Below are 5976 nucleotides of genomic sequence, written 5' to 3' on the forward strand. Positions count from 1 at the left end.
GCCAGGCCGGCAGGCCGCCATCGAGTACCTGGCCCCGATCGGCGCCGAACAGGCCGGCCAGCCACCAGGCCCGGGCGGCGGAGGCAGCGTTGCCCTGGTCGTAGAAGACGATGTGGGACGCGTCGGACAGGCCGAGCGCGCGGGCCAGTTCGCCGAATCGGGACTGGCTCGGGATCATGTGCGGCAGCGTGGCGTCGGGATCGGAGAAGAGTTCGATATCAAAAGCGCGCGCGCCGGGGATGTGCGCCTGCCGGAATCGCTGTGCCGGGTCGAAATCCTCGCCCGGGAGCGCCATCGTGGCGTCGAGCGTGACGAGATCGGGCGCGTCGAGGCGGGCGAGCAGTTCGGCCGGCGAAATCAGAGGATGCATAGGCGGGGGTCCTTTGCGGCACCATATCCAACGGTCTGGTGGCTATCGGTCGGGCGCTTGCCCGGCGAAGTCAAGCGGGACATGATCGCCGGGCGCCGGAGTGCCGCCGGCGGCGTGAGCGATGGCGGGAGAGCATGGCCGAGCGCATCATGATGGGGCTGTTGCTGGGAGGCGTGGCCTTCGGCTGCGGTGCCATCCTCTATCCGTTCCTGTCGGCCCTGCTGTGGGCGGCGATCCTGACCTTTTCGACCTGGCCGGTCTTCGCCCGGCTGCGGCGCCGGTCCGGCCCGGTGATCGCCGCGATCGGCATGACCGTGCTGACGGCGCTGGTCGTCGCCCTGCCGCTGGCGGTGGTGGTGAGCACCAGCATCGCCGACCTGCCCGGCACGATCGAAGGGCTGATCGGCACCCTGGCGCGGTCGATCCAGCTTCCGCCCCCGCCCGCCTGGCTGGCGCGCATTCCGCATGTCGGGCCCGACCTGGTGGATCTGTGGTCCCAGTGGAGCACGGACCTGGGCCATGCCGAGCGGTTCATCCGCCCCTATGCCGGCAGCATCGCCCAGTCGATGCTGTCCGGGCTGATGCATGTCGCCAGCGGGCTGGTCAATCTGGGCATGGCGCTGTTCATCGCGTTCTTCTTCTGGCTGGGGGGCGATGCGCTGGGCGCGACCTTCTGCGCGCTGATCCGGCGCATTGCCGGAGCCTATGCCGAGCGGATCCTGAGCATCGTCGGCCGCACCATCCGCGGCACCGTCTATGGCATCCTGGGCACCGCGATCGTGCAGGGTATCCTGACCGGGCTGGGATTCGCGGTGACCGGGCTGCCCGAGCCGGTGCTGTTCGGCGTCATGACCGCGTGCGTGGCGGTGCTGCCGATCGGCGCGCCGCTGATCTGGATACCGGGGGCGCTGGTGCTGATCGTGTCGCATCATATGGGGTGGGGGATCTTCCTGCTGGCCTATGGGGTGCTGGTGATTTCCGGCGCCGACCACGTCATCCGGCCGATGTTCATCTCGCGCGGGGCGCAACTGCCCTATCTGCTGACGGTGCTGGGGGTGCTGGGCGGGGTGTGGACCTTTGGCGGGCTGGGGATTTTCCTTGGTCCGGTCCTGCTGGGGGTGGGCTATACCCTGACGGCGGAATTCGCGGCCGACGGCCAGGCGCCCGCCGGGGACACGGGGCCGATAGAGGAGAATTTCATCGAGTCATGAATGTCGCCCCGATGTCCGCCCTTCCTGGGCACACGTCTCATGGCACCGAGCGCAAGATCGTGAGCTGGAATCTGCTGCGCCTGGTCGGCGCCACGCCGCGCGACGTCGCGCAACTGGTCGCGGAGGAACGGCCCGACCTGCTGCTGATGCAGGAGGCGACGGCGGATTTCGACGCGCTGCCGCGCCTGATCGGCGGCCATTATGCGCGCAGCCCCCTGCCCGGCCGGATTCATGGCGTGGCATGCTGGAGCCCTGCCCCGTTCCGTCGCCACCCGGTCGCCTGCACCCTGCCCTCGGGCCCGCTGGTGCGCCGGGTGGCGCAGATGATCGAGTGCTCGACCTTCGGCTTTACGGTCGCGAACGTGCATCTGTCGCACGGCCAGATCATGAACCGGCGGCAATTGCGTCGGCTGGGCGAGATTCTGCCGGCCCATGCGGCGGTGCTGGGGGATTTCAACCTGGTGGGGCCGACCCTGATGCCGCATTTCCACGATGTGGGGCCGCGCGCGCCGACCCACCGGATGGTCGACATGCTGCCGATCCGCATCGATCGCTGCATGGTGCGGGGCCTGACCTGCCGGGAGGCGCGAGTGCTGGAGAATTACGTATCGGACCACCGGCCGATCACCGTGCGGCTGGAACGGTCGAGTAGTCACAGATAGGGCAGTCACAGATAGAGGCAGTCACAGATAGGGCAGCAGCAGGCGGGCCGCCGCGTCGCGCAGCCTGACCGGCAGGGGGCGGCGATCCAGGTCGTAGTGGGTCAGCCGGTGACGGCGGTGGGTGGTGATGAAATCGTCGATCAGCCGCGCGGTGGCGGTGTCATAAGCCTCGATATTGACTTCGAAATTCAGGCGCAGGCTGCGGACGTCGAGATTCGAGCTGCCGACGAAGGTCCAGTGGCGGTCGACCACCATCAGTTTGGAATGGTTGAAGGGCGGGCTGGCCTGCCAGACGCGGCAGCCGGAATCGAGGAAACGCTGGAGATTGGCCGCGCGGGCCCAGTCGATCAGCGTATGGTTGCTATGGCCGGGCATGACGATGTCGACCTCGATCCCGCGCAGGGCGGCCAGGGCCAGTTCGGTCAGGAACCGTTCGCCCGGCAGGAAATAGGGCGTCATCAGGCGGATGGAGCGGCGCGCCATCGTCATCGCCTGGAGCATCGTATATTCGATCTTCTCGAGGTCGGAATCCGGGCCGGCGGTGACGATGCGGGCCGGGACGTCGCCGGTCGGGGCCAGTTCGGGGAAGAAGGGGTCGGCCGGCAGGTCCTCGCCGGTGGTGAAGGCCCAATCCTGGGCGAAGGCTTCGGCCAATTGGTGGACGACCGGGCCTTCGATCCGGAAATGCGTGTCCGACACCGGATGGTCGGGGTGGTGGGCGACCAGGTTTTCCTGGCCGATATTCAGGCCGCCCATGAAGCCGAGGCGGCCATCCACCACCAGGATCTTCTTGTGGTTGCGCATGTTGATGAAGGGCATGCGCCACGGCAGCATGGAGTGCATGAAGCGGCCGACCGGCACGCCCGCCCGGCGCAGGGCATGGGCGGCCGGGCTGCGGAAATAGCCGCTGCCGATGCCGTCGACCAGCACGCGCACCGCGACCCCCCGGCGATGGGCGGCGATCAGCGCGGCGATGAACCGGTCGCCGGCGTCATCGGCGCGGAAGATGTAGGAGCAGAGCAGCACGGAGCTGCCGGCGCCGCCGATCGCGTCGAGCATCTGGGGGTAGGCTTCGTCGCCGTCATGGAGCATCTGGACGAGGTTGCCGCTCATGAGCGGGCGGCCGGTCAGCTTGCCGACCATGTCGGCCAGCGGCGCGAAGCCGCCCTCTTCGGTGCGTTTCCAGCGCGAGGAGACGGTGCGGCTGTGCCAGCTCTGCCGGCCGATCAGCTTGCGGGCGCGGCGATGCACGCGATTGATGCCGAACATGACATAGAGCGCGCCGCCGGTGAACGGCATCAGCGCCGTGATGCCGATCCAGCCGATCGCGGCGCCGACCTCGCGCTTGTTCAGCAGGACGTGCATTGTCACGCAGGCCGCCACACAGACCCGGGCCGCCAAGGCGAGCATGATGAGCGTATGCCAGGACATCAGCAGCATGGGGTCATGGTGAAGCGGGACGGGTCAAAAGGCGGTGAACGGGCAATGCGGCGGAATGGGGGGACGGAGTGGTACGCGGCGTCATGAATGATGATGGGCGCAGGCGGGCGCGCGGCGCGGGCGCCTATCGCCGGGGGGTGCGGGCGGAGCAACTGGCGGCGCTGTGGCTGCGCGATGCGGGCTGGACGATCCTGCTGCGGCGCGCGCGGACCGCGTGGGGAGAGATCGACCTGGTGGCGGCGCGGGACGACATGCTGGTGTTTGCCGAGGTCAAGAGCCGGCCCCTGTACGACGACGATGTGACGGCCAGCGAAGGCGCGATCCTGGGCGCGCGCCAGGCCGGGCGCCTGATGAACGCGGCGGCGGCGCTGTGCGCGGCCAATCCGCACTGGCGTTATGCGGAGATGCGTTTCGACGTTCTGCTGGTGACGGCGGACGATGCCGTGCACCGGATCGAAGACGCGTTCAGGCTGGAATAGCCGGGTGGCGCGCAGGGTCCGTCAGGTCCGGTGATGGCCCCCGTGCGACGCGGCCCCCCAATGTCCCCCGACCCTGGAGACCCCGTGGCGGCCGGATGCGGCGACGTGCGGATGATAGGCGACAGTGCGGACGATGGCGCGTGGCCGCGTGGCCATGCGATAGGCATGGGCGTGGGCGGCGGGGACGCCATAGGACGCGTGGAAGGCGCGGCGATAGACGATGTGGCGCACCGGCGGCGGCGCGGTCAGGGCGTCCAGGGTCAGGCGCCCGGCCTCGTCATCCGTGATGACGCGTTGGGCATGGGCGGCGGAGGATGCCAGCAGCGTGGCGCCGGTTCCCAGCACGCAGGCCCCCAGCATGCAGGAAACCGCCCTTGCGATTGCGACCCTGACTGCGATGCGACGCATGAACCACCCCATTTTTTGACCCGGTGGCCAAAAGCTACGCGAGATGTCCGGGCGGGGACAAGGGGCTGTCGGGGGTGGGAACGAAAAAAAGCGGGCCGGATCAACGATCCGGCCCGCTTTCCTGAGATGATCGGGCCCGAGGCAATAGGGCCGGGGATAATGGGCGCGCGTCAGGCCGAGGCCGGCACGATGCCCTTCTCGGCGAAGAGCTTTTCCAGCTCGCCGCTGAGGAACATTTCGGTCACGATGTCGCAGCCGCCGATGAACTCGCCCTTGACATAGAGCTGCGGCACGGTCGGCCAGTTGGTGAAATCCTTGATGCCCTGGCGCAGTTCGGGATCCGCCAGCACGTTGGCGGTCTGGAAGGGCACGCCCACATGGCCGAGGATCTGGACCACCTTGGCCGAGAAGCCGCATTGCGGGAACTGGGCCGTGCCCTTCATGTACAGCATGACCGGGTTGGCATCGATGTCTTGCTGGATACGCTGCGTGATTGTGTCAGCCATGTTCGATCCTGATTGCGACGGGGTTATGATTCGGGTTTATGACCCGGACTTCTATGACTCGGACTTTTATGATTCGGGTTGGGGCACGCTGGTCTGCAGGGCCAGGGCGTGCAGCTTGCCGCCCATATGGCCCTGCAGCGCCGCGTAGACAACCTGGTGCTGGCGCACGCGCGAAAGGCCGCGAAAGGCCTCGCTGACGACCGTGCAGGCATAGTGATCGCCGTCCCCGGCCAGGTCCTCGATGCTGATCGAGGCGTCCGGCAGCGCGGTGCGGATATAGGCTTCGATTTCCTGCGCCGTCATCGGCATCGGCTATTGCTCCTGCGCGTCATGATGGGACAGACCAGTCATGACGCACCCTAAAACGTTGTTTTGTAGAGCATCTTCGCGTGATCGGGTGAGGCCACCCGATCGCGATCCGCTCTAACGGTCCATCAAGGCCGGGAAAAACGCCGAATTGACCGCGTTCAACCGTGCCGTCGATATTGTGGCGCCGCTGGGCAATGTCAAACCGTCGCCGCCGGATCGGCCGAGGATGCGGGTTTCGACCCCCGCCGCCGCGGCGGACGCGATGAAGGCATCTTCGTCGCGGACGGCGACGACGTAGCGCGACTGGTCCTCGGCGAACCAGAAGGATTCGGGGCGGATGCCGGAGGGCGGAGCGGCGAGCACGCAGCCCACATTGCCGGCCATGACCATTTCCGCCAGCGTGACCAGCAGCCCGCCATCGGCCACGTCGTGGCAGGCCAGCACGTGGCCGGCTTCGATCTGCCCGCGCACGAAATCGCCGTTGCGCCGTTCGGCCGCGAGGTCCAGCGCGGGCGGCGGCCCGTCCTCGCGCCCGTGGATTTCGCGCAGCCAGAGGGACTGGCCGAGTTCGCCCCGTGTCGCGCCGACCAG

The 5976-nt window shown here is 67.9% G+C and carries 9 protein-coding genes; 3 read left to right on the plus strand and 6 right to left on the minus strand.

Going from position 1 to position 5976, the window contains the following annotated elements; translation table 11 throughout:
- The coding region (locus HUK84_RS08925; RefSeq protein ID WP_281362773.1) for a rhodanese-like domain-containing protein at positions 1 to 370 on the minus strand (370 nt) is incomplete at its 3' end.
- Between the two features lie 134 nt (positions 371 to 504).
- Between HUK84_RS08925 and HUK84_RS08930 the strand changes: the two genes are divergently transcribed.
- Together HUK84_RS08930 and HUK84_RS08935 are read left to right on the plus strand one after the other, a co-directional pair.
- A complete protein-coding gene (locus HUK84_RS08930) occupies positions 505 to 1581 on the plus strand; it encodes an AI-2E family transporter (protein WP_176639986.1) in 1077 nt (358 codons plus the stop codon).
- Positions 1578 to 2243: an endonuclease/exonuclease/phosphatase family protein gene (locus tag HUK84_RS08935; RefSeq protein WP_176639987.1), complete on the plus strand. Its 666-nt coding sequence runs from the start codon at positions 1578 to 1580 to the stop codon at positions 2241 to 2243. Before HUK84_RS08930 ends, HUK84_RS08935 begins: the two co-directional genes overlap by 4 nt.
- Before the next feature lie 21 nt (positions 2244 to 2264).
- Here HUK84_RS08935 and cls read toward each other — a convergent pair whose 3' ends face one another.
- Positions 2265 to 3683: a cardiolipin synthase gene (gene cls, locus HUK84_RS08940; RefSeq protein ID WP_176639988.1), complete on the minus strand. Its 1419-nt coding sequence runs from the start codon at positions 3681 to 3683 to the stop codon at positions 2265 to 2267.
- Between the two features lie 83 nt (positions 3684 to 3766).
- Here cls and HUK84_RS08945 point away from each other — a divergent pair, with 83 nt between their 5' ends.
- The gene (locus HUK84_RS08945; protein ID WP_176639989.1) at positions 3767 to 4162 is read left to right on the plus strand and encodes a YraN family protein; all 396 of its coding nucleotides are present in this window, start codon (positions 3767 to 3769) and stop codon (positions 4160 to 4162) included.
- A gap of 21 nt (positions 4163 to 4183) precedes the next feature.
- Here the strand turns inward: HUK84_RS08945 and HUK84_RS08950 are convergent, their stop codons facing one another.
- From HUK84_RS08950 to HUK84_RS08965, 4 genes are all read right to left on the minus strand, one after another.
- Positions 4184 to 4570: a hypothetical protein gene (locus HUK84_RS08950; RefSeq protein ID WP_317135267.1), complete on the minus strand. Its 387-nt coding sequence runs from the start codon at positions 4568 to 4570 to the stop codon at positions 4184 to 4186.
- 170 nt (positions 4571 to 4740) lie between these two features.
- Entirely contained in the window at positions 4741 to 5076 is a 336-nt protein-coding gene (gene grxD, locus HUK84_RS08955) for a Grx4 family monothiol glutaredoxin (protein WP_176639990.1), read from the minus strand.
- Positions 5077 to 5142: 66 nt separating this feature from the next.
- Complete coding sequence (locus tag HUK84_RS08960; protein ID WP_176639991.1) at positions 5143 to 5385, minus strand: BolA family protein; 243 nt, start codon at positions 5383 to 5385, stop codon at positions 5143 to 5145.
- A 114-nt stretch (positions 5386 to 5499) separates the two neighbouring features.
- A partial coding sequence (locus tag HUK84_RS08965; protein ID WP_246285568.1) for an AIR synthase-related protein occupies positions 5500 to 5976 on the minus strand: 477 nt, incomplete at its 5' end.

Origin of the sequence: Nguyenibacter vanlangensis, assembly GCF_013376155.1 — a bacterium.
GTDB classification, from domain to species: domain Bacteria; phylum Pseudomonadota; class Alphaproteobacteria; order Acetobacterales; family Acetobacteraceae; genus Gluconacetobacter; species Gluconacetobacter vanlangensis.